This window comes from Paenibacillus sp. AR247 (genome assembly GCF_002968895.1).
Taxonomy (GTDB): domain Bacteria; phylum Bacillota; class Bacilli; order Paenibacillales; family Paenibacillaceae; genus Paenibacillus_AQ; species Paenibacillus_AQ favisporus.
In genome coordinates this window covers 416,879-417,278 of sequence record NZ_PCZT01000002.1, presented here as the reverse complement: position 1 = coordinate 417,278, position 400 = coordinate 416,879, and the positions used below count along the sequence as shown (strand labels likewise).

The 400-nt window shown below is 47.8% G+C and carries 1 pseudogene; it reads left to right on the top strand.

The window, feature by feature from the left end:
• Positions 1-400: pseudogene (locus tag CPT76_RS38745) on the top strand (two-component sensor histidine kinase); the annotation flags it as partial.

The following is a 400-nucleotide window of genomic DNA, read 5'->3' as shown; positions in this document are numbered from 1 at the left end:
CCTACCTGTTCGTCGTCATGATCCCCGTGCTGATCGTGGGGGGCATCATTACCGCCTATTTCAGACAGGATGCACTGGACAACGCCATAGAGCAGACTTCCAATGATGTGGATAAAATCAAAAGCCAGCTGTCCACCATGCTGTCCGTGCCGATCTCGATTTCCAACAAGCTGTATTTGGACGATAACCTGAAGGACCTGGTCAATACAAATTACACGACCATTCTGCAAATGGTGCAGGCCTATTCGAAATACAACGATTTTGATGAGCTTCCGCGGCTCTATAACGAAATCAGCAACGTCCGCTTCTACCATTACAACAGGACGATGATCAACAACACCCAGTTTATTAACGTTACCGCCAAGATTGAGGGGGAAGAATGGTTCCAAACGGCCATGAA